Below are 26,746 nucleotides of genomic sequence, written 5' to 3'. Positions count from 1 at the left end.
CCTTGTTCTATCATTTCTCACTGATAAAACAGGTCATGCTTCCACTTTCTCCTAAACCATGGTCAGAACTAACTTTTGGATGTGCTGATTTGGGCGATACTCGACGTACAAAACGACTTGTCAAAGTTGCTGCCGAGCTTTCAGCTCATACCGGTAATTCTTTGTCATCTTCATGCGAAGGTTATACCGCACTGGTAACTGGAGCTTACCGGCTGATTGAGAATGAGGCCGTAAAGCCTGAAGCAATAGCTGAGGCAGGCTTTCAGGCAACTGCCAAAATAGCGAGACAGTCTCGCCTACTTCTGGCTCTCGAAGATACAACAACCCTGGGTTATAAACATGCTGTCAGATCCGAGCTTGGTGATCTTGGAGGTCCTGAAGGCTCTAAAACCAGAGGATTCCACGTCCACTCTGTCTTCTTGGTTGATGCGGATACAGAGCGAAGCATTGGGCTTATTGATCAAGAACGATGGGTTAGAGAGGACGTTCAGCGGGGGAAAAAGAACCAACGTCGTCAGCTACCTTACGAGGGAAAGGAAAGCTTTAAGTGGCAAAGAGCCTCTGAAAACACAGAACAAAGGATGGGGGGTAAAATGCCTGACATCATCAGTGTTTGCGACCGGGAGGCGGATATATACGAATATATGCACTACAAACTGGATAACCGACAGCGGTTTGTTGTAAGAGCTACACAAAACAGAATCCTGGTAGATGGCGAACTCTTATTATTTGATTCCTTAGCTCAGACTGAAGTGTTGGGGAAATATACGATAGTGGTTCCTCAAAAAGGAGGTAGAAAGAAGCGAAAGGCAACGCTGCAGGTCAAAAGAAAGAAGATGACAATACAGGCGCCGCAAAGGCCAGGCGGCAGGCCGGAACCGGTAACTATGAATATTGTGTCGGCTGAAGAGATTGGCAATGACTCCGAAGACCGTTTGCACTGGGTACTATTGACAACTGAAGATATTGAAACATTCGAAGACTGTCGCTCTATCATTCGATTTTACGAGCTCCGATGGCGAATAGAAGAGTTCCACAAGGCTTGGAAATCGGGAGCAGGAGTAGAAAGGCTTCGTCTGCAATCTCCGGATAACATTGAACGACTTGCGGTCATATTAATGTTTGTCGCTGTCAGACTAATGCAAATCCGTGAAGCATTAATGTTACCGAATGACAGGCAGCACAAAGACAGAAAGCTTTGGAGTGAAAAAACACTCGCGAATGAGGTGGTCAGTGATGATGAATGGCAGGTTCTCTGGCTAACCTATGAAAAAAAAGCGTTGCCCGATAAGCCGCCAACAGTCACTTGGCTGCTTCAAACGATTGCTCGGCTTGGTGGTTGGGGTGATTCAAAGCATACAGGGCAGCCCGGCTGGTTAGTGGTATGGGAAGGCTGGGCGAAATTGCAGGATCGGGTAAAAACCTGGCAGATAGCCCGGCAGTTCAGCGCTGGAGAGATGTGATCAAGAGTCAGACCCTGACCAGGGCGCTGGGGATTAGTCCCGTCTGGTTCTCCACTGGCAAGGGGGCTCCCTATGACCATGAGGCCATCGCAGACCCTATGGTGACCTGGCGAAAAACGACAATGGTCACAACGGTTGTGGTGGTTCCGTCAGAAGGTGATGTCTATGAAGTAGTCACCCGGGTTCCGGACCTGTTTTCCAGCCCTTACCATCCGCTTAAAAAACCGGAAAGTTATCGGTTTTTTTATATACCAGAAATGATTGAATCCTTTCCTGGCCTGACCCTGTTAACAGTGGAAAAAGAACTTCGCCCCGGTCCGGGGCTGTTTCTGGCCTGGAAAACGGTTAACGGCAATAAACGACTTTTTGCCTTTACCTGCACCTATTCCGGAATGGAAGTTATCAGTACCCAGCAGCCAGACTGGGAAGTGATTGGCCGGGTGAGAAATATGGATTACTGGAAAATTGAACTGCCCGACTGAGCCAGGCAATTTATCCACAAAATCGGTGGATAACCCGGTATAAAACTTGTTAGCCAATAAACAGAAGCCTGGTATCTCAGCCTGCTTCGCGGTTGAACTGCACCACACGTCACAACAACAGCTTTATCACTTTTCGGTCTGGGAAACTATCCAAAAAACAGGCCCAGCCTGCTGGCTGAATCGGTAACTTCGAGTGATCCCCTGTGCCGCAAGCGATGTAAGCTGTTTTAAAATATCAACCGAGAGGCAACGTATGTTGAGATTCCATTCTTATGATGCCATTGACGACACCGCCACCACCACCAACAGCTTCGGCAAAAAACGCACCCGGCATATCAAGCCGTTTATCCGTTCCGGGCAGGCCAATGACCTGCCAAGAGAAGACCGGGCTGAGCTGTTCGGGTACCTGGAGGGGCGCAGCGATATTATCGCCGATCAGGGGTTAAACGGCTGTCACTGTTTTTCTTTGCCTGGTGATCGGCCTTTGCTGAATTATCTCTGGGGCCTGTATATGGTCACCATGGCGTTCTGTCCGGTGCTGTTTAACTACCAGTTTGGCTGGTGGTGGGTGGACTTCACCCTTGGTTCAATGTTGTTCCCGCTGGGTTTTGCGTTTTTGAACCCGGTATCGGAATTATATGGCCAGCGTAGTGCACGACGGTTACTGAATTACACCGTACTGGTGTTACTAAGTCTTGCCCTGTTGAGCGGGGTGCTTAACCTGTTACTTGGGCTGATGGATAACGTTTTGGAGGACTTTCCGATCTATTATGCGCCACTGGCCGCAGCGTTATGGATCACGGATACCATCAACATTCAGCTTTTTCAGAAGTTTCGCTGCTGGATGAATCAGCAGTGGTTTCCTGTACGTGCGCTGTTGTCCAACTGGGTTTCCCTGGTTGTCTTTACGCCGATGTGTGCATTTTTCCTGTATGGTGCCTTTTGGGAGAACAGCGAACTCAACAGTCAGGTCTGGGGTATTGCCAGGCTGAAAGTACTGTTGTCATTGCTCTACCTGACTCTGCCAGTGGCGATAGTTCACTGTGCCAATCAGTGGCGCAGGGATAATATCAAGTGAGTTGAGCCAAGAGCATTAATGGTTTCAACCCACACCCGAAGGTTCTTTTCCTTCGGGGTTTGTTATTATTCCCTGAATTTCAGGAAACTTCGGGTTTCTCTGTTTTTTCCAGGTATTCATCCAGCGGTAACCATTCTGAATCTATTTTATTGTCGTTATAAGACAGTTTCAGAATAACTCTTGTATCTTTTTTACAGTACACCTGTATGTATCTTGTGAAATATTCCCTGACTTCATCCTTGGAAGCACATGCTGTTGCTGTAAATACGGCATCATTGTCAGGATTGGCAAGACCTCTGGAAAAATCCAGCATCTTAAAGTCGTAACTGATATTAAATCCTCGACTTTAGAGTCTGTATAAAACGATAATTCGGTCAGCTTTTTATAGTGAAGCAAGCCGAAATCAGTGAACTGTTTTTCCAAGTTCGTTATTACTTCCTCGACTTTAGAGTCTGTATTAAACGATAATTCGGTCAGCTTTTTATAGTGAAGCAAGCCGAAATCAGTGAACTGTTTTTCCAAGTTCGTTATTACTTCCGTTTTTTGCCTAAAAGCCTTTAGTTATGCTGCTTCTGAATTATCCGGTATTAACTGGTCGATCAGATCGCGAAAATTGAACTCATATTTTTGCTTATATCTGTTCCAGCCCTTGCGAATAGAGAACCTCGGAATAATTCCTGAAAGAGCAATTTTCATCATGCCTGCAGTGGTTGTATCCGGGCTTCTCCAGGGTATCCGAGAAATATTCAGACATGCCTGATTTTTACAAACGGTTAATAACTGCAATAATGCATAGCCTGCCATTTTCAAATGCATCCATCGAAGCAGTGTTCGCAATTTCTGCTGCCATAAATGGCAACAGCCAAAAGCATGTTTGAGTTGGTGAAACATTGGCTCTACCGGCCATCTCCGGGAATAGGCACGAAGCACCTCCAGTCCCTCAAGTTCCGGATTGGTCGAGATGAATATTCTGCTTTCGGTCAGACCTTTGTCATTTTCAAAGCGACTCCAGACGACGCGTACTTCACGACCTTTAAGGAATCTGGCGCGACAGATCAGGGTACGATAACGTATTTTGCGAAATTTGCCGTACATCCATACTGTTGCTTTTTCTTCCGGCAGTTTCTTAACCTGTTCTGTCGTCATCTTGATGCCGTACTTTTTTGGGCGCCCTCGCTTCTTTACGGTGGGTGCTGGCGGCAAAGCATAGAGGGCCCGATTTGAAGGTATCTGACCAACAACTTCTATGTTCATTTCCAGAGCTGGCTTTATCAGTGTCCAGTTCATATACCAGCAATCGGTTAGCAGGCGTAGCACTCGATCCTTCACTTCATTGCGTACCACCCTGAGCATGGCCACGGCAATTTTCAGTTTGCTGGTGTTACCTGAAGCTGGTGTCGGAAATGAGATCACCGGTATGGCGGTAAATACTTCATCTGCAGCCCGCTCAAATATGATGGCCAGGAAACCCAACACTGCCCCCAGTGTAGTCTGGCCGATTGCGTTTTCTTGCTGTGTTGATTATGTGTACGACAAGCAGGGGCTTTGTCGGAAAACCGTTCGATTACCCAGTCATCAAGCCCAGGACCACAGGTTGATTCTCAGGAGCTTTGGAGCAGACCAGACGGATCAAGTGCGTGCCAAGTTCTTCCATTGCCACTTGCCCTGAGATAGCCAGTGGTGGTAGCTGCTCCACACACAATGAAAATCAATTGTTAACAACGCCTGTGTAACAAAGCCGTCGGCTGAAAGCATGCAACCGAACAGCAGTTCGCAGAACGTTGGTACTGCAGTTGATGATAGCGCTCCAGCAAGAAAGGTTGTATATGAAGCGAGCTCCCTGAGGATTACTTGATGATCTGAAGTGAGCATGGCAACCATCTCGAATTTCGTCATTGGGGATGGTTGCTTTTAGCAGATTATGCGCCGGAACTATTGTGCTCTTAAAACTCTAAAGTCGAGAAGCGATAGTATTCACTCCTAAAATAACCTCAGAGGGTAATTTTGCACATGTCGGATAGTGCAACAAGAGCTTACTGCCTGGACAAAATCAAGGAACAATTCAGTTCTACCGATGGCCTTTGTATGACCGGTAGTGCAAGGCAGGGCATAGTTTCCCTTGGCTTCAGTGATGAGGATGTTATTGGGGCTATACAGGCACTGACAGACAGTGATTTTTATAAAAGCATGTCCCCGGAGCATCCCGGGTTTACTCACTGGCAGGATGTGTACAAAAGCAGCTTTAAAAGTAAAGCGCTGTATATTAAGGGTCAAAGTGGCCAGTTTTACTTACTTATTTCGTTTAAGGAAAAGTGAAACCAGGGAGATATCAACATGAGTGAATGGCATTGTGAGTTATGCGGTGAGCCTGCGGTCAGAGACACTCGTCCAATGGAATATGAGTATAAGGGCCGTACAATTACACTCGATCAGCCCGGCATTTATTGTGACTCATGTGGCGAGTCTATGTTGTATCCGGAAGACCTGGATGCCACCCGGGTAGCCATTATGGATTTTCATGCACGAATTGACGATATATTAGGCCCCAGTGCCGTGAAAAGTATCAGAAAGTTTTTGAATAAAACCCAAAAGCAACTTTCCGATATCCTGGGAGGTGGGGCTAACGCATTTAGCCGTTATGAGAGGGGGATTACACCGGTTCCCAAGTCAACTTCCGTCGCACTTACACTCATGGCCAAGCATCCGGAAGATGTTGAAACAATTAATAATCATCCGCTTTATAGTGCATCATAGACTCTATCTGCATTGGCTTGTATCGAAATCGCCATAGCAATAATACCCGAGAACAGGCAGAACGCAGGAAAAAATTAACCAAACGTCTTTTCCTGCCCACTGAAAACTGTCAACTGAAAACTATGCCCCATACCCCTCCGGATTATCCGACTGCCAGCGCCAAGCGTGGGTCATAATATCGTCCAGCGAGTATTCCGCTTTCCAGCCTAATTCACGTTCTGCCTTTTCCGGGTGCGCATAACAGGCGGCAATATCACCGGGGCGACGCTCGGTAATCACATACGGCACCGGTCGGCCAGAGGCCTTTTCAAAGGCATGCACCATCTCCAGTACCGAATACCCCTTGCCCACACCCAGGTTCCACACATGGCAGTCCCGGTTGTTGTCCGTCAGATTCTCCAGCGCCTTCACATGGCCACGGGCCAGATCCACCACATGGATATAATCACGCACACCGGTACCGTCCGGCGTCGGGTAATCGTTACCGAATACCTGCAACTGCTGCAATTTGCCAATGGCCACCTGGGAGATATAAGGCAGCAGATTATTGGGGATATCGTTCGGGTCTTCACCAATCAGGCCAGAGGGGTGCGCCCCCACCGGGTTAAAGTAACGCAACAGGGCGATATTCCACTGTGGGTCCGACTTATAAAGCTCCCGCAGAATCTCCTCAACCACCAGTTTGGAATGGCCATACGGGTTGGTGGTTGAGAGGGGGAAGTCCTCTTCAATGGGCAGCGCATGGGGGTCGCCATAGACCGTGGCGGAGGAGCTGAAAATCAGGCGTTTGACCTTATGCTCCGCCATCACCTGGCACAGCGAAATGGTACCGCTGATGTTGTTCTCATAATACGTCAGCGGAATGGTGCAGGACTCCCCCACCGCCTTCAGCCCGGCAAAATGCATCACGGCATCAAAGGTATGGGCTTTGAACAGCTGGCGCAGCGTATAGTCGTCCCGGATATCGCCTTCGATCAGCGGAACTTCCTTACCGCTAATCCGCCGTACCCGTTTAATGGCCTCGGGCGAGCTATTGCAGAAATTGTCAAAAACAATCACCTCATGGCCTGCCACCAACAACTCAACGCAGGTATGGGAACCAATATAGCCCGCTCCGCCGGTTACCAGAATCTTCATGGTCTTTCCCCGTTAAATAACAAACAGCAACGCCACCCCAAGGGCCAGCCGGTAGATCACAAACGGCATCAGCCCCATGCGGTTAATCGCCCCAAGAAACAGATGAATACAAAGCAACGCACTGATGCCGGATAACAACGCCCCCATCATCAGCACCTGCCAGTCCACCGGTGCGGGAGATTTCATCAGGTCCAGGGTCAGCAGCAGGCCAGCCCCGAGAATCACCGGAATGGAAAGAAGGAAAGAGAACCGGGCGGCAGACTCCCGGTCAAACCCAAGGAACAATGCAGCGGTCATGGTAATACCGGAGCGTGACGTTCCCGGAACCAACGCCAGCATCTGGGCAAAGCCGATCACCATCGCCTTTGGCAGATTCATCGCTTTTAATGGCCAGCGACAGGGCGCGTAATAATCCGCCACCCCGAGCAGTGCGCCAAAAATCAGCGTTGTGCCGGCAATCACCTGCAACGAGCGCATACTGTCATCCAGCCCGGAGACTTTCAGAAACAGGCCAAACAGCACCGCCGGAATGGTCGCCAGCCCGACATACCACGCCATATTGCTGTGCGGCGTTGCTCCGCGCCCCATCAAAGACAGGCACCAGTCACGAATCAGCAGCACCAGGTCCTTACGGAAATAGATAATCACCGCCAACAGCGTGCCGATATGCACCGCCACATCAAAAGCCAGCCCCTGATCCGGCCAGTGCAACAGCTTGGCGGGTAAAATCAGGTGTGCCGAGCTGGAGATGGGCAGAAACTCGGTCAGGCCCTGGATAAGCGAAAGAACAACGATTTGTAGAAGATTCATAAAAAAAGGGCCAAAAAAAGTTGGCAGAAAAAGCAGAAAAAGAGAGTGGAAAATTGTCTAAAAAAGGGGGCGGATACCAGATAGTTGGTGCAGAAATGCTATTTCCGAAGCTTACTCACTGCAAGCCTCAATAAAACGTACTATATTACGTACGTAACCAATAAACCAAACAGGACTCCATCTATGAGCAGTTACAGTGCCAGTGAGGCTCGCGCCAACCTGTATCGTCTGATTGATGAAACCGCGAAAAACCACAAACCGGTGCTGATTACTGGTAAACGCAACAACGCCGTACTGGTATCCGAAGAGGATTGGAGCGCCATTCAGGAAACCCTGCATCTGCTCTCCGTGCCGGGCATGCGTAAATCCATTCAGGATGGTTTAGCCAGTGATCTTTCTGATTGCAGTGAGGAGCCGGGCTGGTGAGTTGGAAACTGGTATATACCCGGCAAGCCCAGAAAGATGCAAAAAAGATCGCTTCAGCAGGCCTGAAATCTAAAGTAGAAACCCTACTGGCCATTCTGACAGAAAACCCTTACCAAACACCGCCACCCTATGAAAAGCTGATTGGCGATCTGAGTGGCGCTTTGTCCAGAAGAATCAATATTCAGCATCGCCTCGTCTATCAGGTGCTAAAGGAAGACGAAGCCGTCAAAATCATCAGGATGTGGACGCACTACGAATAAGAAAGTGGGCAGTGCTCAGTAGGCAGTTTTCAGAAAAAGAAAAGCGGATCAGCCGTCTTTTTCTGCCCACTGAAAACTGATAACTACGAAGTCTTAGCAACCCGCTCAATCACCAACACCATCACCACCGCACAGAGCCCCATGGCCAGGGCGAGGGTTAACTGGGCACTCTGGCCGGTCAGGTGTTCATAGGTCTGTGGCAACACATTGAACAACTGGTCTGCCGTTGCCTGCTTCCAGGGCCAGAGCTTATTTACCGAGCCCAGCATCAGCCCGGTTAAAAAGGCCAGGGTAAAATGCCGGGCATAGGCCAGCAGCCAGCTCAGAAAGCGAGTAAACAACAGCAGCCCGATGACACAGCCCGAAGCCACGGTAACCAGCACAGGAATATCCAGGGTGGCCACGGCCGTTAACACCGGCTGGTACACCCCCAGCAACAACAGAAGAAAGGAGCCGGAAATTCCCGGCAAAATCATGGCACAAATGGCCACGGCACCACACATAAACAAAAACGGCAACTCCGGCTCAGCAGCACCAGAAGGCGTCATGCCCGAAATCCACCAGGCCAGCGCCGCCCCAACCATCAAAACCACAACGGTAGACGCCTTAACACCCTCCAGCTGGCGCAACATATGCCAGACAGAGACCAGAATCAGCCCGGAAAAAAACGACCATAGGGGAATCGGATGCGTCATCAGCAACCAGCTAATCACCCGGGCCAGGCTGAACAGACTCAGCAAAATCCCACTCCCCAGCGTCAGTAGAAACGCACCGTTGATGTGCTTCCAGCAGGCACCAATGCCATCCTGAGCCAGTACCTTCAACGCACCGGGGCCCAGCCGTTTGATGCTGTCCAGCAGCTCATCGTAAATGCCGGTAATAAACGCAATGGTACCGCCAGAAACACCGGGCACCACATCGGCAGCGCCCATGGCGACGCCTTTAAGAAACAGAAGAAAAGGAGCGTTCACAAAAAGCCTTAACGGGAAATCACGAGGTAAACACCAAGATACGCCAACACTCCCACACCATTGGCCACAATATCACACCCACACTAAAGCTGCGGTAACCGGTCAGCTTCTGGCAGACCTCAATCAACATCCCAAAGGCCAGCAGCCCCACCGGTTTCCACCAGGGCATACCCACCGTGGGCCAGGCCAGATCCAGCATGGCAAACAGCACCATAAAGGTAATGGCGTGTTTGACTTTGTCATTAACGGCGGCGGTCGGGTCGGCACCGTGGGGAATCACCGCCATAAACAGGGCAAAAGCCAGCGCCCCGATAAAAGCAAAGCGATACAGCGCAGGCGGGAACACCTGCAATCCAGCGAGAATTTTATCCATTGAACGGGCTTCAAGGTTATAAAAAAACGCTGGATTATGAAGGAACAGTATTTTTTAGTGCATCCGTAGATATTCAGCAAAAAAAAGCGTTATTCGGCTTTTGCCAACCACTGGCGTGTGACGTACACTGAATTAAAACAGTACGGCACGGGATCAGATATGCAAAAACTCACACTGAGAATGGAGCCTGAGCAGGTCCAAAAGGCAAAAGCTTATGCAGCGCATCACGGTAAGTCTTTATCACAACTGGTCGCAGACTACTTTGACTCATTAACCTCAGCAGAATCCGATAACGAAACGCTGCCACCGCTAACGCAAAAGCTGAAAGGAGCCCTGCGGTCGCCAGATACCACTGACGATGAAAATGCCTACAAAAAACACCTTGAGGATAAATACCTGTGAGTATTCTGGTGGATACCAATGTTATCCTGGATGTTCTTCTGGAGCGCGAACCTTTTGCCCAAAACTCATCCCGTATTATGGCGCTGGTTGAACGCAGAGCCTGCACCGGCTACCTGTGCGCTACCACCTTAACCACCATCCACTATCTGGCCTGCAAAACCATTGGTAAAGAAGCGGGGCAACAGGCCATTCAGACATTGCTGCAAATCTACCGGGTGGCCCCGGTTGACCATCAGGTTCTCCAGATGGCACTGAACACCGGCTTCAAAGACTACGAAGACAGCGTACTCTATGCTTCAGGAGTCAATGCAGGCACCGGAGCCATTATCACCCGCAACGTTAAAGATTTCTCAGCGTCAGAACTGCCGGTTTATACGCCAGAGGAGTACCTTATCAACAAGGTCAGCAGTTAAAGAACACCCACCACATCTTCATACAGCTCCCGAAGCGTGACAGAAAACCCGATGGAATGGAGCTGCAGAGTATCGCTCTCCTGCTTAAGGCGAATAACCTCCCAGCCATTGCCGGTATTCTGGTAGAGATCCACGGCAATCTTATCCTGATGGATCAATACATACTCCTTCAACCCCTTGATGGCGGTGTAGGCCGCCAGTTTTTCCATCCGGTCCCTCGCCTCGGTGGTGGGGGATAGCACCTCGGCAATCAAGGTTGGCTGATCTTCAACATAGGCGTTCTGGTCAGAACCGTTACAGGCCACCATCACATCCGGGTAATAAAAAACATCATTCCCTTTATGGCTGGCATTCACTTTCATATCACTGGCGTAAGCTCTGCAGGGGCTACCCCGCAGATGAGCACGCAGCAGGGAGGCAAACGCCAGGGTCAGCAGATCGTGCCTGCGGCTGGCACCGGCCATGGCGATGATCAGCCCGTTAACGCACTCATGCCGCTGCTCCGCCTGCTGTTCAAACGCCAGATAGGCTTCCGGCGTCATAAATTGTACCTGCTCGGCCTGAGCCATTCGCTTCTTCCCGTTCTGGTTATGATCCTTAAGAATAATACACATCGCGGGGTAGTTGGCAGTTCTCAGTTGCCAGTTTTCAGAAAAAAATGGACAGAAAAGGAGGCAGGGTGAATTTTCCACTGCCCGCCACCTGAAAAAGCCATGCTCTTATCTTTTTCGGGCAGCGGGAGACGGGCAGCGCTCTTAATGCGAATAAAGCGTGTCGTAACAATAGTTGGTGGCTTCAATAAACCCTTCAATACTGCCACAGTCAAAACGCTTGCCCTTGAACTTGTAGGCCATCACACAGCCTTTTTGCGCCTGGGCCATCAGGGCATCGGTAATCTGGATCTCACCGCCCTTGCCTGGCTCGGTATCGCGAATCAGGTCAAAGATATCCGGCGTGAGAATATAGCGGCCAATAATGGCGAGATTGCTTGGCGCGTCTTCCTTCGCCGGTTTCTCCACCATGTTTTCCACCCGGATCAGGTCATCGGAAATCGCCTGCCCGGCAATCACACCGTATTTATGCACCTCATCGTCCGGCACTTCCATCACCGCGATAATGGAACAGCGGAACTGCTTATACAGCTGCGCCATCTGCGCCAACACACCGGGGCCATCGGCATTAATGCAGAGATCGTCCGCCAGCACCACGCCAAAGGGCTGGTCGCCAATCAGCGGTTCGCCGGAAAGAATGGCATGGCCCAACCCTTTCATCTCCCGCTGGCGGGTATAAGAGAACGTGCAGTTATTGATCAGTTCGCGGATATTGGTCAGCAAGGATTCTTTATCCGTACCGGCAATCTGGTGCTCCAGCTCAAAATTAATATCAAAGTGATCTTCCAGGCTGCGCTTGCCGCGACCGGTCACCATGCAGATATCGGCCATGCCTGCCTGCAGGGCTTCTTCAACGCCGTATTCAATCAGCGGTTTGGAGACCACCGGCATCATCTCTTTGGGCATGCTTTTGGTGGCAGGGAGAAAGCGGGTGCCGTAACCGGCGGCGGGGAATAGGCATTTTTTGATCATATAACCGTCATTCAGCACCCGTATCAGGAATAAATTTCCTGATACGGTCGCCCAAGAATTGAAATAATAGTCAACTGCCTTTCTTGTAATCCAACCACATGCTTTTCATGTCCATCGACCAATAGCACGTTGATACCCTGAAAGCAGAAAAACACCCAACGCGCTGTCGGGTTTTGGCAGGGTTTCCGCTTCATGTCCGGGAAAAACCGACTCTGTCGTTTTAGCTCATGCCTAATTCGATGCTGAATCGCCGCATACACTAACAGACACAGCGTCATCACCATCAGCAAGGCTTCTATTCGTTCCGGTTTCTTTAAAAACAGCGAAGAAACCAGAAACTCCGGGCTCTTCAAAAACCGAAAGCCACGCTCTACTGACTGTTGTGATTTGTAAGTACTTAGCACTTCTGCTGTACTCAGCCGACTGTCGTCCAGATCATTCGTCGCCAGCACAAAGCAACCCAGAGAACACTCTGCATCTTTGCGACAGTCAACGGATACCCAAGGATATCCGCTCACATAATATTCAATACTGTCCGGTTTAGAGCCTTTCTCCGGACGACCTACCTTGGTATAGCAGGGTTTCTCAGTAATGACAGGTTCCGCCTGACAATAAATAGTTTTTGACTGCCATTCATCGAACGCACGCAATGCGTCGGTTTCACACTTGAAGGCTTTTTTGGCCAGTTTACTGGTCAGCGCTTCTGCTTCTTTCTCAGACTTCTTTAGCATTTTTTTCAGCAGTGTTTTTTGTTCGCTCTTTCGAGCCTGCTCGCTGCGGACCAGAATCCAGCGCTGGGAGACACCCGCATGATCTGACAGCATTTCATGACTCTCATAGCCCTCAGCACCCTCCACTGGTGTCATTTCACAAGAAGCGACACTGTCAATCAGTTCTCTGGCTTCTTTGATTTTTGACGGAACCCGGGTGATAAATTGCTGGCCCTGCTGATGAAGTATCTGTACGTTATCTGTTGTATAAAGTGCTGCATCACCAATCAGGTAGCGATTATTCAGGGCTTCCCGGTAGGATTTCAAATGGCTGCTGATGACTTTTTTAAAGTTTTTATTGTCGTTTACGTTGCCACTGGACGCTTTCATAAAAACGGGAATACCGGCCTGATTTTCCGTCATCATCAGCAGTATTGCCTGGTTGAGCTCGGGTCGATGATCCCTGCTGTATCCACGACAGAGTTTGATACAGTGCATATCTTCTTCGTCGACGTCAGATTCGCTGTTATAAACGCCGTCCACATGCAAGCTTGTTGAGTCAAGGTTCAGAGCCTTGCACGGCAGTTTTAAGACATTCACTGCCTTGACAGCCAGCGATAAATAGACCTCACTTACATCCAGTTCAAAAAGCTGATCCAGGGCTCTGCCGAGTACACTGTCGTTAATGTGTTCGGGTTTAATACCGGGCCTGATGAGTTTATCCAGCGGTTTATCAGCATGAAACTCCGGGAACATATGAAGCGTGCGGGCAGTGAACCCAAGGCCGTTAAGCAGCATTGATACTAAGGTTTCGCCAAAGGAAATATTCCGGTGTTCAGATTGGTTAGGAACCAGGGAATCCAGATGATTAGAGATACCGAGTTCTTTGCACATACCGGCAACCAAACCCATATGATCGATACGTTGAATGTGGAACTGATGAGGATGCATTGGACATGTTCATTCTGAGAATTTTTTACATTTTAGCCGGTGTAGGGAAATTCTCAGATTGAGTGCTGAATGACGGATATAAGCCCGATCGTATGATTATTGACAAAACGTGATCTATCAACCATTTTGTATGTACATAAGGCACACAATAATGATATGAAAGTATTTAACTGGAATTGTGAAAAAAACGCATGGCTCAAGGCCAACCGGGGCATATCATTTGAAGAAATCATTTTTCACATAGAAATGGGTGGAGAGCTGGCAATTACTCATCACCCGAATCAGGCGAAATACCCTGGCCAAAAGATATCGATTGTTCAGGTTGAAGACTATGTCTACCTGGTACCCTTTGTGGAATCAGAAAAAGAGATATTTCTCAAAACCATCATCCCCAGCCGTAAAGCAACAAAACAGTACCTGGGAGGCACCCCATGAAACCAAGTAAACACGAGTTACAAGAGGAACAGGAAATTCTGGATGCGTTTGAAGCGGGAGAACTCGAACCCGTTGATAATCCGGAAGTCATTCAACACACTCATCAACAGGCGGCAGCCAACACCTTTAAAAAAGATGCACGGTTGAATATACGCCTGAGCAGCCGCACACTGAGAGCACTGCAAAAAATGGCTCTGGAAGAAGGCATACCCTACCAGACCATGATTGCCAGTGTGCTCCATAAATACGCAGAAGGCAGACTTGTCCCCAGTGATAATATCTCAGGCAAACAGTAGAAAACGTCTTGTTCAGAAGTAACTGTTCAGCACCCCCACATAAATCTGGAATTTTCTGATTTTTATACCATCCTCTTAAGCACCATTTTTCCACAATATTCGCCAGCATGATTCCAGAACTACCCGCAACTATGTCGGCTGAGATTCTCTTGAAAGAGAATGCAGAGCTGCGGATGAGAGTTGCCTGTCTGGAAGAGCGATGTCGAGAATTGGAAGAAAAGGTTGGCAAGAACAGTCAAAACAGCAGCAAGCCGCCATCGTCTGATGGTTATCAAAAACCTTGTAAAAACAGTAATTCTCCAGATCATTCTGACGACCTTTCCGCAGATAAAGGTACCGATCCATCGGATGAAAAACCCAATCCTAAAAGTCTGAGACAGTCTTCTGGTAATAAAGCCGGTGGAAAGAAAGGGCATCAGGGCACTTGTCTTAAACAGGTCGATATCCCTGACTATATTGAGTACCTTCCGGTTAAAGAATGCAATAAATGTCAGGCGTCTCTTCTTGATAGTGAGCCGGTCAAATATATTGAACGACAGGTGTTTGAACCAGGGAGACCGGGTGAATTTGAAGTAACGGCCCATAGAGCTGAAGTAAAAATCTGCACTTGTGGTTGTCGGAATCAGGCTGAATTCCCGGAAGGTGTTACCGCTGCCGCACAATATGGCTCAGCCACACAGGCTATGGCCGTCTATCTTAACCAATACCATTTCCTGCCTTTTAAGCGCGTGTCAGAGTATTTTAATACTCTCTATAAAATGAGTGTAAGTGCAGGCACTGTCGCCAATTTTGTGGCCAGAACCTATGAAAATCTGGCTTCTACTGAAGAGGTTATTCGTGACGCCTTGCGGGAATCGTCTGTTGCCGGAGCCGATGAAACGGGTATGCGGGCCGAGGGCTCTTTGCACTGGCTACACGTTATGCGGGATGAACAATGGACGCTCTACTACTTGTCTGAAAAGCGAGGTCGTGAGGCCATGGACACGATGGGCATACTGCTAACATTTGCAGGCGTTCTGGTTCATGATCATTGGAAATCCTATTTTGCATATGCGGCAACTCACGTACTTTGCAATGCCCATCACCTGAGGGAGCTTTTGGGTGTTGTTGATAGGGACAGCAATCAACTGGCGTTGCGATTGATGAAGCTACTGAGGCTTTCCTGGCATTACTGCAAGGGCTTTAAGACCATAGGTATGCTACAGATGCCAAGTGTTGTCTGTGAACGAATCGAGAAGATTTATGACCGGTTGCTTCAGCGGGCTCTAATGAAAGAAGTCGTCTATATGGAGAAGCAACGAGAGGAGCTTAAGCGCAAGAAAGTCAAGAATACTAAAGCTTACAATCTCTTCAAACGACTCACTGAGTTCAAGGCTGAGACACTGCGCTTCATGTCAGATTTTACCATTCCCTTCGATAACAATGGCAGTGAGCGGGATGTTCGAATGGCCAAGTTAAAGCAGAAAATCTCAGGCTGCTTCAGGAGTGCAGACGGTGGTTCTATGTTTGCACGGATTCGCAGCTATTTGTCGTCTGCCAGAAAACAGGGAATGGACATATATCAATCACTTCATAGAGCTGTTCGGAATTACTGTAATATGCCTTTGCTCAGTGCTGAATAGTTACGTTCAGAAAACTGACTACTGATAACTGCCCACTTTCTTAACCATCTTACTCACCGTGGAATAGTGCAGCCCAAAAAAATCCGCGATGGCCTTCTGGGTATAACCACCGGAGGCATACGCAGCACAAACCGCCTCCGCTGGAGAATCAAAACTGGCACGATAAAACTCAAGGGGCTTTGCCGGTTTCCGTTTCTGCTTGTGTGGGACTTCAGAGAGAGCCTTACCCTTAACCGACTTTTCAATATACTGCTGCTGATCGGAAACAAAACGGTCATCCCCCAGATAGATCTGCTGCTTCAGGTGTAGCCAGATATTGATGCCAACACCCGCCAGCACAAACGCAACAAACCGTTCGCAGGCTCGTTCACGGTCATCAGAGAACAGACATAACATCGCATCCGTCGCCAACCAGTCTGGAGAATCCATTTCGCCGAGGGTATAACGGTAACTGCTCCACAGCCAGTCGGCGGGATGATCCACCATTTTGGCCCGAACCGGGTTCAACACCACGTAGCGGCTCAACTCCATAAGGTAAGCTGATTTATCCACCAGAATGGCCTTGTAGCGCCCCTGAAACAAATGCCCAACCCGCCCATAGCGGCGATTAAACCGAGTGGTATAAACACCATTAAGCTGTCGCATACCCGCCGAAAGATTACCGTCCGGCGTTTCCACCATCAGATGATAATGATTGGTCATCAAACACCAGGAATGAATCACCCAGTTAAAGCGGTCACAAACATCAGCCAACGTATCAAGAAACAGATTAAAATCGACCTCTTCCCGATAAATCGGCTTACGCTCATTACCCCGTGAAGTCACATGATACAACGCACCTGCGTACTCAATTCTCAGCGGCCTGCTCACTTCTTTTACCCCCAACCCATATCAAGGAGCTATAAAAGTAGAGCAGGATTAGGCAGTGTCAAGGATCAAGACCTGACCCCTGTTTTTCTTCCGACCCCTGTTTTTCTTCCCAATAAATCGGCTTACGTTCATTCCCCCGCGACGTCACATGGTACAGCGCACCCGCATACTCAATACGCAACGGCCTGCTCACTCTTATACCCCCAAGTCATAAACAAAGAGCTATAAAAGTAGAACAGGATTATGCAGCGTCAAGAATCAAGACCTGACCCCGGTTTCTAGAATCAAGACCTGACCCCGGTTTCTGACCCCGGTTTCTGACCCCGGTTTCTGACCCCGGTTTCTGACCCCGGTTTCTGACCCCGGTTTTCCTGACCCCGGTTTTCCGGTTTTCTCACGATGAGCATCAGGGTGCCACAAGATCACCTTACTCACCGTGAAAAACAAACCCTGGCAATTATTCCCGAATCAACCCCAGCAACTCAGCCGTCTTTGCTTCCATCAAAGCCACATCTCCCCTGCTCTCCACATTCAGACGTATCACCGGCTCAGTGTTTGACAATCGCAAATTAAACCGCCACTGCCCCATATCCAGAGAGATACCATCGGTATGATCAACCTCAACGGCATCTTTTTCATAAATCGCCAGAATACGATCAATGGCTTCCTGAGGATTTTCTAAGGTGCTGTTGATTTCACCAGAGGATGGGAACAATGCGATTCGTTCTGCAACCAGCTCAGAGAGCGACTTATTCTTGTGCGACATCAGCTCTGCTACCAGCAACCATGGAATCATTCCAGAATCACAGTAAGCAAAGTCACGGAAGTAATGGTGGGCACTCATTTCACCGCCATAGACCGCATCTTCTTCCCGCATTCGTTCTTTAATAAATGCATGACCCGTTTTGCAAAGTACGGGGACTCCACCCGCTGCTGTAATCTGATCAATGGTATTCCAGGTCAGGCGCGGATCATGAATAATCTTGGCACCGGGATAATGGGAAAGAAAAGCTTCACCTAGCAAACCAACGATATAGTAACCTTCAATAAATTGGCCTTTCTCGTCAAACAGGAAGCAGCGATCAAAATCACCGTCCCAGGCAATCCCCATATCAGCTTTATGCTCAAGCACTGCGTCTATGGTAGCCTGCCTGCAGTCATGCAACAGTGGATTAGGAATGCCGTGTGGAAAGTTACCGTCCGGTTCATGATGAATTTTCACAAACTTAACCGGTACCTTCATCGCCGCAAACCGCTCTTCAATGGCATCAATCACATGCCCGGCAGCACCGTTACCGGCATTAACCACCAATGTTAATGGTTTCAAATCTTCCGGTTTAATGTAGCCAAGAATATGCTCTACATAAGCATCCAGATTGCTGACTTTCTGGTAGGACGCCAATGTATTCTCTGGGCTGGTTTCAAAAGGCGTAACAAACACCTCTTCGGCTAGTCGCTGGATCTCACGAAGTCCGGTATCGCCGGAAATCGGTTTACTCTCCTCCCTCACCAGCTTCATGCCGTTATAGTCTTTGGGATTATGGCTAGCCGTCACCATAATGCCGCCATCGGCTTTCAGGTGAGAAGTAGCAAAATAGACCTCTTCGGTGCCACATAAACCAATATCGACCACCTCAGCACCGCCAGCTCGCAAGCCCTCGGTCAATGCGGTTTTCAGTTCTGGTGTAGAGAGGCGAATATCCCCCCCCACCACCATCATTTTGGGCTTCAGATACTCAGCCGTTGCCCGGCCAATTCGCCAGGCAATCGCTTCATTCAATTCATCGGGCATACGACCACGGATATCGTACGCCTTAAAACAAGTTAATTTGTTCATAATCTGCAAAAGAAATTTGTAGGAAAAGCAGGAATCAGGATGCTTTTTCTGAAAATTGACTACGCCCTGCCGTAAGTATCTTCAAACCGCACAATATCATCTTCACCCAGGTAGCCACCGCTCTGCACTTCGATCATTTCCAGATCAAATTTACCCGGATTTTCCAAACGGTGAACCGTACCAATAGGAATATAGGTAGACTGATTCTCAGTGAGTAAGATTTGCTGATCGCCATTAGTGACCAACGCAGTGCCTTTTACCACAATCCAGTGTTCAGCACGGTGATGGTGCATCTGCAGGGAAAGCTGAGCACCGGGTTTAACCGTAATACGCTTGACCTGGAAGCGATCGCCCATATCGATGGAATCATAAGCACCCCACGGACGGTAGACTTTGCGATGCAGTTTTACCTCTGGCCGGTTTTCTGTTTTTAAGCGTTCAACAATTTTTTTAACATCCTGAACCCGGCTTTTATGGGCAACCAGAATGGCATCATCACTTTCAGTAATGATCAGGTCATCAACACCCACTGTTGCGATCAGTTTCTTTTCGCTGCGCACATAGGTATTGCGAGTATCTTCCAGCAGCACATCGCCCAAACTGGAATTGCCCAAATCATCCTGTTCAGAAATATCTGCCAGAGACGTCCAGGAACCTACATCTGACCAACCGGCATCCAGGGGCACAACAACGGCATCTGACGTGTTTTCCATCACAGCATAGTCGATAGACTCATCAGGACAGGCTTCGAACGCCGCCACATCCAGCCTTACAAAGTCCAGATCGGCATCCTGTACTGTCATGGCTTTTTCACAAGCGTCCAGAATATCAGGCCGATACTGCTTCAGTTCTTCAAGATAACGGGAAGCCTTAAACAGGAACATCCCGGAATTCCAGTAATAGTCTCCGGAGGCCAGATAAGCTTTTGCCTTATCATGATCCGGCTTTTCTACAAACTGCTCTACTAAGGCAACCTGTTCACTATGACCTATTAACTCTTTACTGGCCTTGATATACCCATACCCTGTTTCCGGATGAGTGGGCACAATACCAAAGGTCACCAGCTTGCCATCACGGGCAGCCGGCAATGCGGCTTCAACCGCTTGGTGAAAGGCTTCAACATTCTGAATTGCATGATCCGCAGCCAACACCAACAGCAATGGTTCTTTTTCTGGTGAGGCAGACTGCGCCTTCAAAGCGGCCAACGCAACAGCAGGTGCCGTATTTCTGCCTACGGGTTCAAGAATAATGGCTAAGGCTTCACGGCCCATCTGACGAAACTGTTCTGCCACCAGAAAACGATGCTCTTCATTAGCAACCACAAGAGGCGCTGATACCCCTTCAATGCCATCCAATCGTGTGATGGTGTTTTGCAGCATGGTTTGTTCATTAACCAGTGGCAGAAACTGCTTTGGGTATAAAGAACGGGACTGAGGCCAGAGACGACTGCCAGAGCCACCAGACATAATTACGGGGATTAGGGTCATGGTTTTGAGGGAGTTGTAAATGGTTAATGGGTTGAAGTAGGGAAGAGTGAATAGTAAGGGTGGATAAGGGGGAGCCAGTAGCACTCCTGCCCGCCAACTATTCACTATTCACTCAAAGAAAATAATCTTTAGTGTGCTGATGGACCTGCTCAGAAGCTAATAATTCATCAACGGTAAACCAGCGGTAATTCTGATGTTGATCAGCTGGCAGGGTATCCAGATCAATATCCAGCGACAATTCATAACCCAGAACAACATAATGGGTACTGAAGTTTTCACCAGAAAAGTTATCTGAATAAAAGTGTTGATAAGGCCCTAAAAAAAGCGCCTTATCAAACTCAGCTTCAGTATCCAGTTCTACCTTAACCAAGCGTTGAAAAGCAGCTTCTAAACGCTCATCTTTCTGAATGCGTCCACCAGGCACAAACCAGTACCCCTTGGCCGGGCGATTATTCCTCAATCCCAGCAGCACCTGCTCCTGACTATTGCGAACAATCAGATCAATGGAAACAAGAGGGGTTGAGGCAATGATAGTTTTAAACGTTTCGGTGGGTAACATAGCAGTGGGTTGTTAGCTGGTTATGAGTGATGCGTTTTGAGGTATGAGGCATGAATAGCGTTAGTGAAGTCGAGCTTATACTCACGCCTCATAACCCCAACTTACAGAGAACGAAGTTCCACTGCATGCTCCAGGAACCAGCGGTAAGTCATCGCGAGACCATCCTGTAAAGACACTGAGGCCTTCCAACCCAGTCGCTCAAGGCGCGAGACATCCATCAGTTTACGCGGTGTACCGTCGGGTTTGGTGGTGTCAAAAACAATTTCACCTTCAAAGCCAACCACATGCTTCATGGTTTCTGCCAGTTCACGGATAGTGCAATCGATGCCGGTGCCCACATTAATATGGGACATCATTGGTTCCGTATGTTGACTGTAGGTGGTTTTATCGAGATTCATCACATGGATACTGGCAGCGGCCATATCATCCACATAAAGAAACTCACGCATAGGGGTTCCGGTTCCCCAGACCACCACTTCGTTATCACCCCGAAGCCTAGCCTCATGGAAGCGGCGCATCATAGCCGGAATCACATGACTGTTTTGCGGATGGAAGTTATCGTTTTCGCCGTACAGGTTGGTGGGCATAACTGAACGATAATCCACACCGTATTGGCGATTATAAGATTCACACAATTTGATGCCGGCAATCTTGGCAATGGCATAAGGCTCATTGGTTGATTCAAGATGGCCATTCAGCAATTCACTTTCCATTATTGGCTGTTGTGCCAGTTTTGGATAAATGCAGCTAGAGCCAAGGAACAGTAATTCTTTCACACCGGCAGCGTAAGCCTGATGAATAATATTGCACTCTATCATCAGGTTTTCATAAATAAACTCGGCTGGGTAGGTGTTGTTGGCATGAATACCGCCCACTTTGGCTGCCGCAAGATACACTTGATCAATTTTCTCGGATTGAAAAAAATCAGCAACCGCATTTTGATTGGTCAAATCCAGTTCATTGCGACTACGGGTAACCAATTCAATGCCCTGCTGACTCTGCAACTGCCGTACAATTGCAGACCCCACCATGCCCTGGTGTCCGGCAACAAACACTTTCTTCATAGAAACCTTAAATAAATAACTAATCTCTTTTTCGGCAGCTCGCCAACTCACGGGCTAAAGCTAAAACCTATTAAGAACATACTATTGTCATCACTCCCCGGGCAGGACTCCACGTTCATATGACCGTACTTCCTCCTCTAACCGTTCAATGCTGGGCAACTCACCTTCCAAGGCTTCAGGCAGGCTTTGAGATAGTTGATATTCAGCCACACCAATGGGTTTAGCATTATCACGGAGAGCGTATTCAACCACGATTTTGTTACGACTCTTGCAGAGCAAAAGGCCTATACTCGGGGCATCTTGATCAGACCTCAATTGGCTGTCTACCGCTGAGAGGTAAAAATTCAGCTGCCCCACATGCTCAGGTTTAAAATCTCCTGTTTTTAGCTCAACCACAATGTAACAACGCAGTTTGAGGTGGTAGAACAGCAAGTCCAGGTAGAAGTCATCACCGCCCACCTCAACATGAACCTGCTGGCCTACATAAGCAAAACCTGCACCCAGCTCCAACAGAAACTGGCTGATATGTCGGGTAAGTGCCTGCTCGATCTCTCGTTCTTTAGCGTCTTCCCGCAAAGTAAGGAAGTCAAAAAGGTATGGATCTTTCAAGGTTTGCTCAGCTAGTTCTGACTGAGGGTTGGGGAGTGAACAGGTAAAATTGCTAACGGCCTTTCCCTGTCGTTCCAACAAACGACTTTCGATCTGATGCGCTAATACATTACGGGACCAACCGTTTTCAATCGTCTTGGCAGCATACCCAAGGCGCTTTGACCGGTCTTTCAGTTTGCTTAACAACAGAAGGTTGTGCCCCCAGGGAATTTGTCCAACAGTCTGTTGGACATTTGCCTCCGTCATCAGATCAGGCCAGGATTCTGCAAACGCCCTCATATACATTAGGTTTGCGCGGGAGAACCCTTTCATATCAGGAAAAGTTGACTTCAAATCCTTTGCCAACTGACTCACAACCCCGGAACCCCAGCCCTGCTGCTCCTGCCGTTCAAGGATCTCCTGCCCAATATGCCAGTAAAGCTCCAACATTCCCTGATTGACGACAATAGCAGCCCGTTGCTGTGCGCTATAGATGCGGGATTTGATAGCTTGAAGCCACGGACGATAACCATCAGGCATTTGCTCAGGCACTGGGATTTCCTGTATTGTCAGTTGGCTCTATAAAACCCTGCTTATTGGTCGGAGGCAAGGCAGGAACCAGAGAAACAGATTAATATAATCGTCCTCAGGCAATAGTGTCTACTCCCTCGAAACCTTCACATCATAACCATGCTCTTTCAATAAGGCATGCTGCTTAGCCTGGGAGAGATCATACTGAACCATTTCAGTAACCATTTCTTCCAGCGTTGTGGTAGGAACCCAACCCAATTTATTTTTTGCGTTAGTTGGATCACCAAGAAGTGTCTCTACTTCAGCTGGACGGAAGTAACGTGGGTCAACCGCAACAATGCGCTGCCCTACGGTAAGCCCCGGTGCATTATCGCCGGCAATGGTTTCCACGTAACCGCATTCCTCAACACCAGAGCCTTCCCACTTAATAGTGAAGCCAATGGCTTTTGCTGTGAACTCTACGAATTGGCGTACAGAGTATTGAACACCGGTGGCAATGACAAAATCTTCAGGCTGTTCCTGCTGTAACATCAGCCACTGCATCTCCACATAATCACGGGCATGACCCCAGTCACGCAGGGCATCCATATTGCCAAGGAACAGGCAAGATTCAAGACCTTGAGCGATATTGGATAGACCACGGGTAATCTTACGGGTTACAAAGGTTTCGCCACGTCGAGGAGATTCGTGGTTAAACAGAATGCCGTTACAGGCATACATACCATAGGACTCGCGATAGTTAGTTCTCGTCCAAAAACACAACCAATTGAAAACTGTAGATTTTATCCTGAAAAATTAAGTGGAGCCCTACTGCTATCTGGCGACTAAACTTCCCAAGAGCAAGAAACATAAGGGATTGCCAAAAACAGAGGACTCCAAATGCGCAAAAAACGCAACCCGCAGTGTAGTATGGAACTCCATTACGTACCTCATGAAATCTGCTCCCAGCTTTCCGGTATCTCGCAATGGCTTGACGCCCATCCACAGTTCAATGACTGGATTTATGAGGACTTAAGTTCTGGTGATAAACAGAACACTGGGCGGAACGGACTATCAGCAGAATCCGTTCTTCGTGCGGCACTCCTGAAACAGTATTTGAATTGTGATTATGACTACTTGTCGTTTGTTTTGATGGACTCCATGCTCTTTCGAGACTTTTGTCGCCTCGAACCAAACCAGCGCCCCAGTCGCTCCAGTTTGCATGGGCTCATCAGCCTTCTTACTGCATCTACATGGGAACGGATTAATAACTGTCAGCTAATGACCGCTCTTAAGGTAGACATTAAGCCCCACCCACCGCACAAAGGCCTAATCTTGTACGCCCTGAACAACCATCCCGTGCAGGGTGTTCTCGTTTCGCATTATTTCCCCAGAAGTCCAGTAGCTTTTTAATGCATGAGACCAATGACTTTCCTGCATTCATCAACGATGAAATCACATTACCAAACAGGTGAGTCCCACTTTTCATCACCTTGTGCGTCGAGATTTCCTCAATGCTCCCACTTTCACAGAGGTTCGCCTGTGCAGCATGGGCAAGGTACCTTTTCAACGTCACAACCACAAAGGACATCAGAATCAGGCTAAACACCAGTGTCGCTGATTTGGTGTTAAAACGATGCCACCCTGAATAGGATTTGATCTCTTTGAAAATCAGCTCTATCTGCCACCGTAGACGATAGGCCTGGAGCACATCACTCAAGGTGAACTCCACCCGGTTCAGGTTGGTCACAACGAAAACCCACTTCTGTTTTTTGTCATTCCAGCGGACAACCAAGCGGAATGGCCAGGCTTTGAATCCCGGCCATTCTACATCCAGGTCGAGGCACTGGTCTTTGGGGAAGCCAGACAGTACATCCTTCAGTTTTTGTCCTTTGTAGCGATTGAGATTCTTGCCATCCTCCCGTACCGCGCTGAGTATCGTCGGGTTGATACTCTGAGGTGCCTTGCAGATAAAAGAACCCTCCCTGTCATCAATAGCGGCAAAGAGTTCCAGCTCAAAATAACCGGCATCCATTAGCATCAGGATATAGGCCATGGATGTTGGCAGTGGTGGCAGACAGTCTCTTTCTGAACGGGTATCTTCAGTCAGCTGCACCCGCACCAGGTTGTTGGTGAGAAGATCCATTGTCGTATGAAGCTCGACGGCAGCAGGACTGACCGTTGAGAACCTGCCGGGAAATGCTTCTTTCAGGGCATCATAGACAGCTTGTGACGAACCGTCCTGAATCAGAATGTGCTCAAACTCTGAAAATGGACTGTCTTCATCAAACGCCATGACTTTGCGGGAAAATATTTCCAGACACTGCACCCATAGCCACAGGATAAGAGTAGGCAGCGCGTCCTTTTTAGCTTGATTTGCCCAAGAACGATAAGAGACATTCAGCCCCGTCAACTCGTTAAATTTACGGTGTAGATCCGCCTGGGTATCGCAGTTTCCATCACCAGCGAGGGCATCGATCAGTGAGAGGATAAAATCCAAAGGACGGATATCTCGCTGTCGTATAGTAAAACCAAGCTGTTCCGCCATACTTAGGAGTTCTGACCGGTCGAAACAGGTCAACAGTTTTTTTCAACTAATCTACTATTTGCAGTACTCATCTTGTTCAGCCATTGATAATGGTTTCGAAGCTTTATTGTGGCTGTTCAAGGTGGGTTCTGCCGCCGGAAACGAACCTTTTTTGAGCTTAATGTCTACCCTAAGAATGACCGCTAAAGATCAGGGTATTGAAAAAGGGCGCACTGTGGCTATTGACAGCACAGTCACCGAATCGGATATCAAACCTCCTTGCGACAGTGATCTTTTAGCCAGTTCCGTTAAAGAAATTTGTCGGCTGCTGGAACGGGGACAAACACTGACAGCGACACCGCTTTATGAATATACCCATCACAACCGAGCCGTAAAAGATGCGGCCAGAAAATGCATCTACGCTGGCAAAGAAGAGCGGCATCAGCATTATAAAAAACTGCTGCAGTTGACCCGAAAATCCCGGAAGGTACTTATCGAAGCTACTGTCACGCTAGCAAACGCCCGTCAGCAGGGGCAGTGTCTCCTGGCTGATGATGCCGACAAGTGGCAGGCCGATGTGGATCACCTGTTACCCCTGGTGGATGCAATAGTCTCCCAGACAGAGCGCAGGGTCTTTAAGGGTGAAAAGGTGCCAGCCCAGGAAAAAGTGGTTAGCCTGTATGAACCCCATACGGATATCATCGTAAAAGACAGGCGGCAAGTACAGTATGGCCATAAACTGAACCTGGTTCAGGGAAAAAGTCGATTGATCCTGGACCTGGTTATTGAGGAAGGTAACCCAGCGGATTCGGACCAATTCATTCCGATGATGGAAAGACAAAAAGAAATTTATGGTCGTGTACCTCGCCAGACAAGCGGTGACGGCGGATACGCGTGTCGCGCTAATTTGGAAAAAGCCAAGGCCATGGGAATCAGCGATGTAGCTTTTAATAAGAAGCGCGGACTTGAAGTCGAAGAGATGACTAAAAGTCAGTATGTGTATAAAACGCTCTTTCGCTTCCGGGCAGGTATTGAAGCGGGAATTTCGTGGCTAAAGAGATGTTTTGGGCTATCACGTTGCCACTGCAAGGGTTCTGAGCGTTTTGATTCTCATTGCTGGTTATCGGTGGTCTGTTAG

32 protein-coding genes are annotated in these 26,746 nt (G+C 48.5%); 14 read left to right on the top strand and 18 right to left on the bottom strand.

The window, feature by feature from the left end; all coding sequences use genetic code 11:
* The first annotated feature begins 35 nt into the window (after positions 1-35).
* The 3 genes from MJO57_RS27390 to MJO57_RS27380 all read left to right on the top strand — a co-directional run bounded on the left by MJO57_RS27390 (position 36) and on the right by MJO57_RS27380 (position 3,023).
* Entirely contained in the window at positions 36-1,463 is a 1,428-nt protein-coding gene (locus MJO57_RS27390; protein ID WP_252017676.1) for an IS4 family transposase, read from the top strand.
* A complete protein-coding gene (locus MJO57_RS27385) occupies positions 1,460-1,945 on the top strand; it encodes a hypothetical protein (protein ID WP_252020244.1) in 486 nt (161 codons plus the stop codon). Before MJO57_RS27390 ends, MJO57_RS27385 begins: the two co-directional genes overlap by 4 nt.
* 253 nt (positions 1,946-2,198) lie before the next feature.
* Positions 2,199-3,023: a VUT family protein gene (locus MJO57_RS27380; RefSeq protein ID WP_252020243.1), complete on the top strand. Its 825-nt coding sequence runs from the start codon at positions 2,199-2,201 to the stop codon at positions 3,021-3,023.
* A gap of 79 nt (positions 3,024-3,102) precedes the next feature.
* Here MJO57_RS27380 and MJO57_RS27375 read toward each other — a convergent pair whose 3' ends face one another.
* From MJO57_RS27375 to MJO57_RS27365, 3 genes are all read right to left on the bottom strand, one after another.
* Positions 3,103-3,336 (bottom strand): hypothetical protein, encoded by a 234-nt coding sequence (locus MJO57_RS27375; protein WP_252020242.1) that lies wholly within the window; start codon positions 3,334-3,336, stop codon positions 3,103-3,105.
* 248 nt (positions 3,337-3,584) lie between these two features.
* Complete coding sequence (locus tag MJO57_RS27370; protein ID WP_252020241.1) at positions 3,585-4,499, bottom strand: transposase; 915 nt, start codon at positions 4,497-4,499, stop codon at positions 3,585-3,587.
* Positions 4,500-4,652: 153 nt separating this feature from the next.
* Complete coding sequence (locus tag MJO57_RS27365; RefSeq protein ID WP_252020240.1) at positions 4,653-4,919, bottom strand: hypothetical protein; 267 nt, start codon at positions 4,917-4,919, stop codon at positions 4,653-4,655.
* A 114-nt stretch (positions 4,920-5,033) separates the two neighbouring features.
* Here MJO57_RS27365 and MJO57_RS27360 point away from each other — a divergent pair, with 114 nt between their 5' ends.
* Positions 5,034-5,339: a type II toxin-antitoxin system MqsR family toxin gene (locus MJO57_RS27360; protein ID WP_252020239.1), complete on the top strand. Its 306-nt coding sequence runs from the start codon at positions 5,034-5,036 to the stop codon at positions 5,337-5,339.
* An 18-nt stretch (positions 5,340-5,357) separates the two neighbouring features.
* Complete coding sequence (locus MJO57_RS27355) at positions 5,358-5,777, top strand: type II toxin-antitoxin system MqsA family antitoxin (RefSeq protein WP_256492498.1); 420 nt, start codon at positions 5,358-5,360, stop codon at positions 5,775-5,777.
* Between the two features lie 120 nt (positions 5,778-5,897).
* On the opposite strand, the gene galE is transcribed toward MJO57_RS27355, so the two are convergent.
* Entirely contained in the window at positions 5,898-6,914 is a 1,017-nt protein-coding gene (galE, locus tag MJO57_RS27350) for a UDP-glucose 4-epimerase GalE (RefSeq protein ID WP_252020235.1), read from the bottom strand.
* A gap of 12 nt (positions 6,915-6,926) precedes the next feature.
* The gene (locus MJO57_RS27345; RefSeq protein WP_252020233.1) at positions 6,927-7,724 is read right to left on the bottom strand and encodes an undecaprenyl-diphosphate phosphatase; all 798 of its coding nucleotides are present in this window, start codon (positions 7,722-7,724) and stop codon (positions 6,927-6,929) included.
* Between the two features lie 183 nt (positions 7,725-7,907).
* Between MJO57_RS27345 and MJO57_RS27340 the strand changes: the two genes are divergently transcribed.
* A complete protein-coding gene (locus tag MJO57_RS27340) occupies positions 7,908-8,150 on the top strand; it encodes a type II toxin-antitoxin system Phd/YefM family antitoxin (RefSeq protein WP_252020232.1) in 243 nt (80 codons plus the stop codon).
* The gene (locus MJO57_RS27335) at positions 8,147-8,410 is read left to right on the top strand and encodes a Txe/YoeB family addiction module toxin (protein ID WP_252020231.1); all 264 of its coding nucleotides are present in this window, start codon (positions 8,147-8,149) and stop codon (positions 8,408-8,410) included. Before MJO57_RS27340 ends, MJO57_RS27335 begins: the two co-directional genes overlap by 4 nt.
* Positions 8,411-8,493: 83 nt before the next feature.
* Here MJO57_RS27335 and MJO57_RS27330 read toward each other — a convergent pair whose 3' ends face one another.
* On the bottom strand, positions 8,494-9,342 hold the full coding sequence (locus MJO57_RS27330; protein WP_252020230.1) for a DUF368 domain-containing protein: 849 nt from the start codon (positions 9,340-9,342) through the stop codon (positions 8,494-8,496).
* A 58-nt stretch (positions 9,343-9,400) separates the two neighbouring features.
* Positions 9,401-9,754, bottom strand: a complete 354-nt coding sequence (locus MJO57_RS27325; protein WP_252020228.1) for a hypothetical protein — start codon at positions 9,752-9,754, stop codon at positions 9,401-9,403.
* Positions 9,755-9,913: 159 nt separating this feature from the next.
* Between MJO57_RS27325 and MJO57_RS27320 the strand changes: the two genes are divergently transcribed.
* Positions 9,914-10,156 (top strand): DUF6364 family protein, encoded by a 243-nt coding sequence (locus MJO57_RS27320; protein ID WP_252020226.1) that lies wholly within the window; start codon positions 9,914-9,916, stop codon positions 10,154-10,156.
* Positions 10,153-10,569, top strand: a complete 417-nt coding sequence (locus MJO57_RS27315) for a PIN domain-containing protein (RefSeq protein ID WP_252020224.1) — start codon at positions 10,153-10,155, stop codon at positions 10,567-10,569. Before MJO57_RS27320 ends, MJO57_RS27315 begins: the two co-directional genes overlap by 4 nt.
* Here the strand turns inward: MJO57_RS27315 and MJO57_RS27310 are convergent.
* The 3 genes from MJO57_RS27310 to MJO57_RS27300 form a co-directional block, all read right to left on the bottom strand.
* Complete coding sequence (locus MJO57_RS27310; RefSeq protein ID WP_252020222.1) at positions 10,566-11,183, bottom strand: Uma2 family endonuclease; 618 nt, start codon at positions 11,181-11,183, stop codon at positions 10,566-10,568. The two genes, MJO57_RS27315 and MJO57_RS27310, sit on opposite strands and share 4 nt — an antisense overlap.
* A gap of 141 nt (positions 11,184-11,324) precedes the next feature.
* Positions 11,325-12,152: a UTP--glucose-1-phosphate uridylyltransferase GalU gene (gene galU / locus MJO57_RS27305; protein WP_252020220.1), complete on the bottom strand. Its 828-nt coding sequence runs from the start codon at positions 12,150-12,152 to the stop codon at positions 11,325-11,327.
* A 23-nt stretch (positions 12,153-12,175) separates the two neighbouring features.
* A complete protein-coding gene (locus tag MJO57_RS27300; RefSeq protein WP_252020218.1) occupies positions 12,176-13,813 on the bottom strand; it encodes an IS1634 family transposase in 1,638 nt (545 codons plus the stop codon).
* Between the two features lie 156 nt (positions 13,814-13,969).
* Here MJO57_RS27300 and MJO57_RS27295 point away from each other — a divergent pair, with 156 nt between their 5' ends.
* The 3 genes from MJO57_RS27295 to MJO57_RS27285 all read left to right on the top strand — a co-directional run bounded on the left by MJO57_RS27295 (position 13,970) and on the right by MJO57_RS27285 (position 16,166).
* Entirely contained in the window at positions 13,970-14,248 is a 279-nt protein-coding gene (locus MJO57_RS27295; RefSeq protein WP_209278552.1) for a BrnT family toxin, read from the top strand.
* Positions 14,245-14,544: an antitoxin gene (locus MJO57_RS27290; RefSeq protein WP_252020216.1), complete on the top strand. Its 300-nt coding sequence runs from the start codon at positions 14,245-14,247 to the stop codon at positions 14,542-14,544. The genes MJO57_RS27295 and MJO57_RS27290 overlap by 4 nt, the downstream gene beginning before the upstream one ends.
* A 107-nt stretch (positions 14,545-14,651) precedes the next feature.
* Entirely contained in the window at positions 14,652-16,166 is a 1,515-nt protein-coding gene (locus MJO57_RS27285) for an IS66 family transposase (protein WP_252017330.1), read from the top strand.
* A gap of 18 nt (positions 16,167-16,184) precedes the next feature.
* On the opposite strand, the gene MJO57_RS27280 is transcribed toward MJO57_RS27285, so the two are convergent.
* The 7 genes from MJO57_RS27280 to MJO57_RS27250 all read right to left on the bottom strand — a co-directional run bounded on the left by MJO57_RS27280 (position 16,185) and on the right by MJO57_RS27250 (position 23,822).
* The gene (locus tag MJO57_RS27280) at positions 16,185-16,991 is read right to left on the bottom strand and encodes a transposase (RefSeq protein WP_252020214.1); all 807 of its coding nucleotides are present in this window, start codon (positions 16,989-16,991) and stop codon (positions 16,185-16,187) included.
* Positions 16,992-17,493: 502 nt separating this feature from the next.
* Complete coding sequence (locus MJO57_RS27275) at positions 17,494-18,873, bottom strand: phosphomannomutase CpsG (protein ID WP_252020212.1); 1,380 nt, start codon at positions 18,871-18,873, stop codon at positions 17,494-17,496.
* A 59-nt stretch (positions 18,874-18,932) separates the two neighbouring features.
* Positions 18,933-20,360 (bottom strand): mannose-1-phosphate guanylyltransferase/mannose-6-phosphate isomerase, encoded by a 1,428-nt coding sequence (locus MJO57_RS27270; protein ID WP_252020210.1) that lies wholly within the window; start codon positions 20,358-20,360, stop codon positions 18,933-18,935.
* A gap of 112 nt (positions 20,361-20,472) precedes the next feature.
* Complete coding sequence (locus tag MJO57_RS27265) at positions 20,473-20,919, bottom strand: GDP-mannose mannosyl hydrolase (RefSeq protein ID WP_252020208.1); 447 nt, start codon at positions 20,917-20,919, stop codon at positions 20,473-20,475.
* A gap of 101 nt (positions 20,920-21,020) precedes the next feature.
* Positions 21,021-21,983, bottom strand: coding sequence for a GDP-L-fucose synthase (locus tag MJO57_RS27260; RefSeq protein WP_252020206.1), 963 nt, complete (start codon positions 21,981-21,983; stop codon positions 21,021-21,023).
* A gap of 90 nt (positions 21,984-22,073) precedes the next feature.
* A complete protein-coding gene (locus MJO57_RS27255) occupies positions 22,074-23,111 on the bottom strand; it encodes a YhcG family protein (protein WP_252027130.1) in 1,038 nt (345 codons plus the stop codon).
* Between the two features lie 120 nt (positions 23,112-23,231).
* Positions 23,232-23,822: a GDP-mannose 4,6-dehydratase gene (locus MJO57_RS27250; RefSeq protein WP_371924697.1), complete on the bottom strand. Its 591-nt coding sequence runs from the start codon at positions 23,820-23,822 to the stop codon at positions 23,232-23,234.
* Between the two features lie 159 nt (positions 23,823-23,981).
* Here MJO57_RS27250 and MJO57_RS27245 point away from each other — a divergent pair, with 159 nt between their 5' ends.
* Entirely contained in the window at positions 23,982-24,494 is a 513-nt protein-coding gene (locus MJO57_RS27245; protein ID WP_252020204.1) for a hypothetical protein, read from the top strand.
* Here the strand turns inward: MJO57_RS27245 and MJO57_RS27240 are convergent.
* Positions 24,385-25,662 (bottom strand): IS4 family transposase, encoded by a 1,278-nt coding sequence (locus MJO57_RS27240; RefSeq protein WP_256491693.1) that lies wholly within the window; start codon positions 25,660-25,662, stop codon positions 24,385-24,387. The two genes, MJO57_RS27245 and MJO57_RS27240, sit on opposite strands and share 110 nt — an antisense overlap.
* A gap of 127 nt (positions 25,663-25,789) precedes the next feature.
* Between MJO57_RS27240 and MJO57_RS27235 the strand changes: the two genes are divergently transcribed.
* A complete protein-coding gene (locus MJO57_RS27235; protein WP_252020202.1) occupies positions 25,790-26,746 on the top strand; it encodes a transposase in 957 nt (318 codons plus the stop codon).

Origin of the sequence: Endozoicomonas sp. SCSIO W0465 (assembly GCF_023716865.1) — a bacterium.
Classification (GTDB): domain Bacteria; phylum Pseudomonadota; class Gammaproteobacteria; order Pseudomonadales; family Endozoicomonadaceae; genus Endozoicomonas.
Note: the sequence above shows the minus strand (reverse complement) of the source record. Positions and strands in the feature narration are given on the sequence as shown.

Coding starts and splice junctions, on each gene's coding strand:
- MJO57_RS27310 (WP_252020222.1), bottom strand. CDS start 11,183: ATGTGTATTATTCTTAAGGATCATAACCAGAACGGGAAGAAGCGAATG.
- MJO57_RS27260 (WP_252020206.1), bottom strand. CDS start 21,983: ATGAAGAAAGTGTTTGTTGCCGGACACCAGGGCATGGTGGGGTCTGCA.
- galE (WP_252020235.1), bottom strand. CDS start 6,914: ATGAAGATTCTGGTAACCGGCGGAGCGGGCTATATTGGTTCCCATACC.
- MJO57_RS27325 (WP_252020228.1), bottom strand. CDS start 9,754: ATGGATAAAATTCTCGCTGGATTGCAGGTGTTCCCGCCTGCGCTGTAT.
- MJO57_RS27340 (WP_252020232.1), top strand. CDS start 7,908: ATGAGCAGTTACAGTGCCAGTGAGGCTCGCGCCAACCTGTATCGTCTG.
- MJO57_RS27285 (WP_252017330.1), top strand. CDS start 14,652: ATGATTCCAGAACTACCCGCAACTATGTCGGCTGAGATTCTCTTGAAA.
- MJO57_RS27275 (WP_252020212.1), bottom strand. CDS start 18,873: ATGAACAAATTAACTTGTTTTAAGGCGTACGATATCCGTGGTCGTATG.
- MJO57_RS27380 (WP_252020243.1), top strand. CDS start 2,199: ATGTTGAGATTCCATTCTTATGATGCCATTGACGACACCGCCACCACC.
- MJO57_RS27365 (WP_252020240.1), bottom strand. CDS start 4,919: ATGACGAAATTCGAGATGGTTGCCATGCTCACTTCAGATCATCAAGTA.
- MJO57_RS27270 (WP_252020210.1), bottom strand. CDS start 20,360: ATGACCCTAATCCCCGTAATTATGTCTGGTGGCTCTGGCAGTCGTCTC.
- MJO57_RS27375 (WP_252020242.1), bottom strand. CDS start 3,336: ATGCTGGATTTTTCCAGAGGTCTTGCCAATCCTGACAATGATGCCGTA.
- MJO57_RS27320 (WP_252020226.1), top strand. CDS start 9,914: ATGCAAAAACTCACACTGAGAATGGAGCCTGAGCAGGTCCAAAAGGCA.
- MJO57_RS27290 (WP_252020216.1), top strand. CDS start 14,245: ATGAAACCAAGTAAACACGAGTTACAAGAGGAACAGGAAATTCTGGAT.
- galU (WP_252020220.1), bottom strand. CDS start 12,152: ATGATCAAAAAATGCCTATTCCCCGCCGCCGGTTACGGCACCCGCTTT.
- MJO57_RS27390 (WP_252017676.1), top strand. CDS start 36: ATGCTTCCACTTTCTCCTAAACCATGGTCAGAACTAACTTTTGGATGT.
- MJO57_RS27245 (WP_252020204.1), top strand. CDS start 23,982: ATGCGCAAAAAACGCAACCCGCAGTGTAGTATGGAACTCCATTACGTA.
- MJO57_RS27360 (WP_252020239.1), top strand. CDS start 5,034: ATGTCGGATAGTGCAACAAGAGCTTACTGCCTGGACAAAATCAAGGAA.
- MJO57_RS27300 (WP_252020218.1), bottom strand. CDS start 13,813: ATGCATCCTCATCAGTTCCACATTCAACGTATCGATCATATGGGTTTG.
- MJO57_RS27330 (WP_252020230.1), bottom strand. CDS start 9,342: ATGGGCGCTGCCGATGTGGTGCCCGGTGTTTCTGGCGGTACCATTGCG.
- MJO57_RS27355 (WP_256492498.1), top strand. CDS start 5,358: ATGAGTGAATGGCATTGTGAGTTATGCGGTGAGCCTGCGGTCAGAGAC.
- MJO57_RS27295 (WP_209278552.1), top strand. CDS start 13,970: ATGAAAGTATTTAACTGGAATTGTGAAAAAAACGCATGGCTCAAGGCC.
- MJO57_RS27255 (WP_252027130.1), bottom strand. CDS start 23,111: ATGCCTGATGGTTATCGTCCGTGGCTTCAAGCTATCAAATCCCGCATC.
- MJO57_RS27235 (WP_252020202.1), top strand. CDS start 25,790: ATGTCTACCCTAAGAATGACCGCTAAAGATCAGGGTATTGAAAAAGGG.
- MJO57_RS27345 (WP_252020233.1), bottom strand. CDS start 7,724: ATGAATCTTCTACAAATCGTTGTTCTTTCGCTTATCCAGGGCCTGACC.
- MJO57_RS27265 (WP_252020208.1), bottom strand. CDS start 20,919: ATGTTACCCACCGAAACGTTTAAAACTATCATTGCCTCAACCCCTCTT.
- MJO57_RS27250 (WP_371924697.1), bottom strand. CDS start 23,822: ATGTATGCCTGTAACGGCATTCTGTTTAACCACGAATCTCCTCGACGT.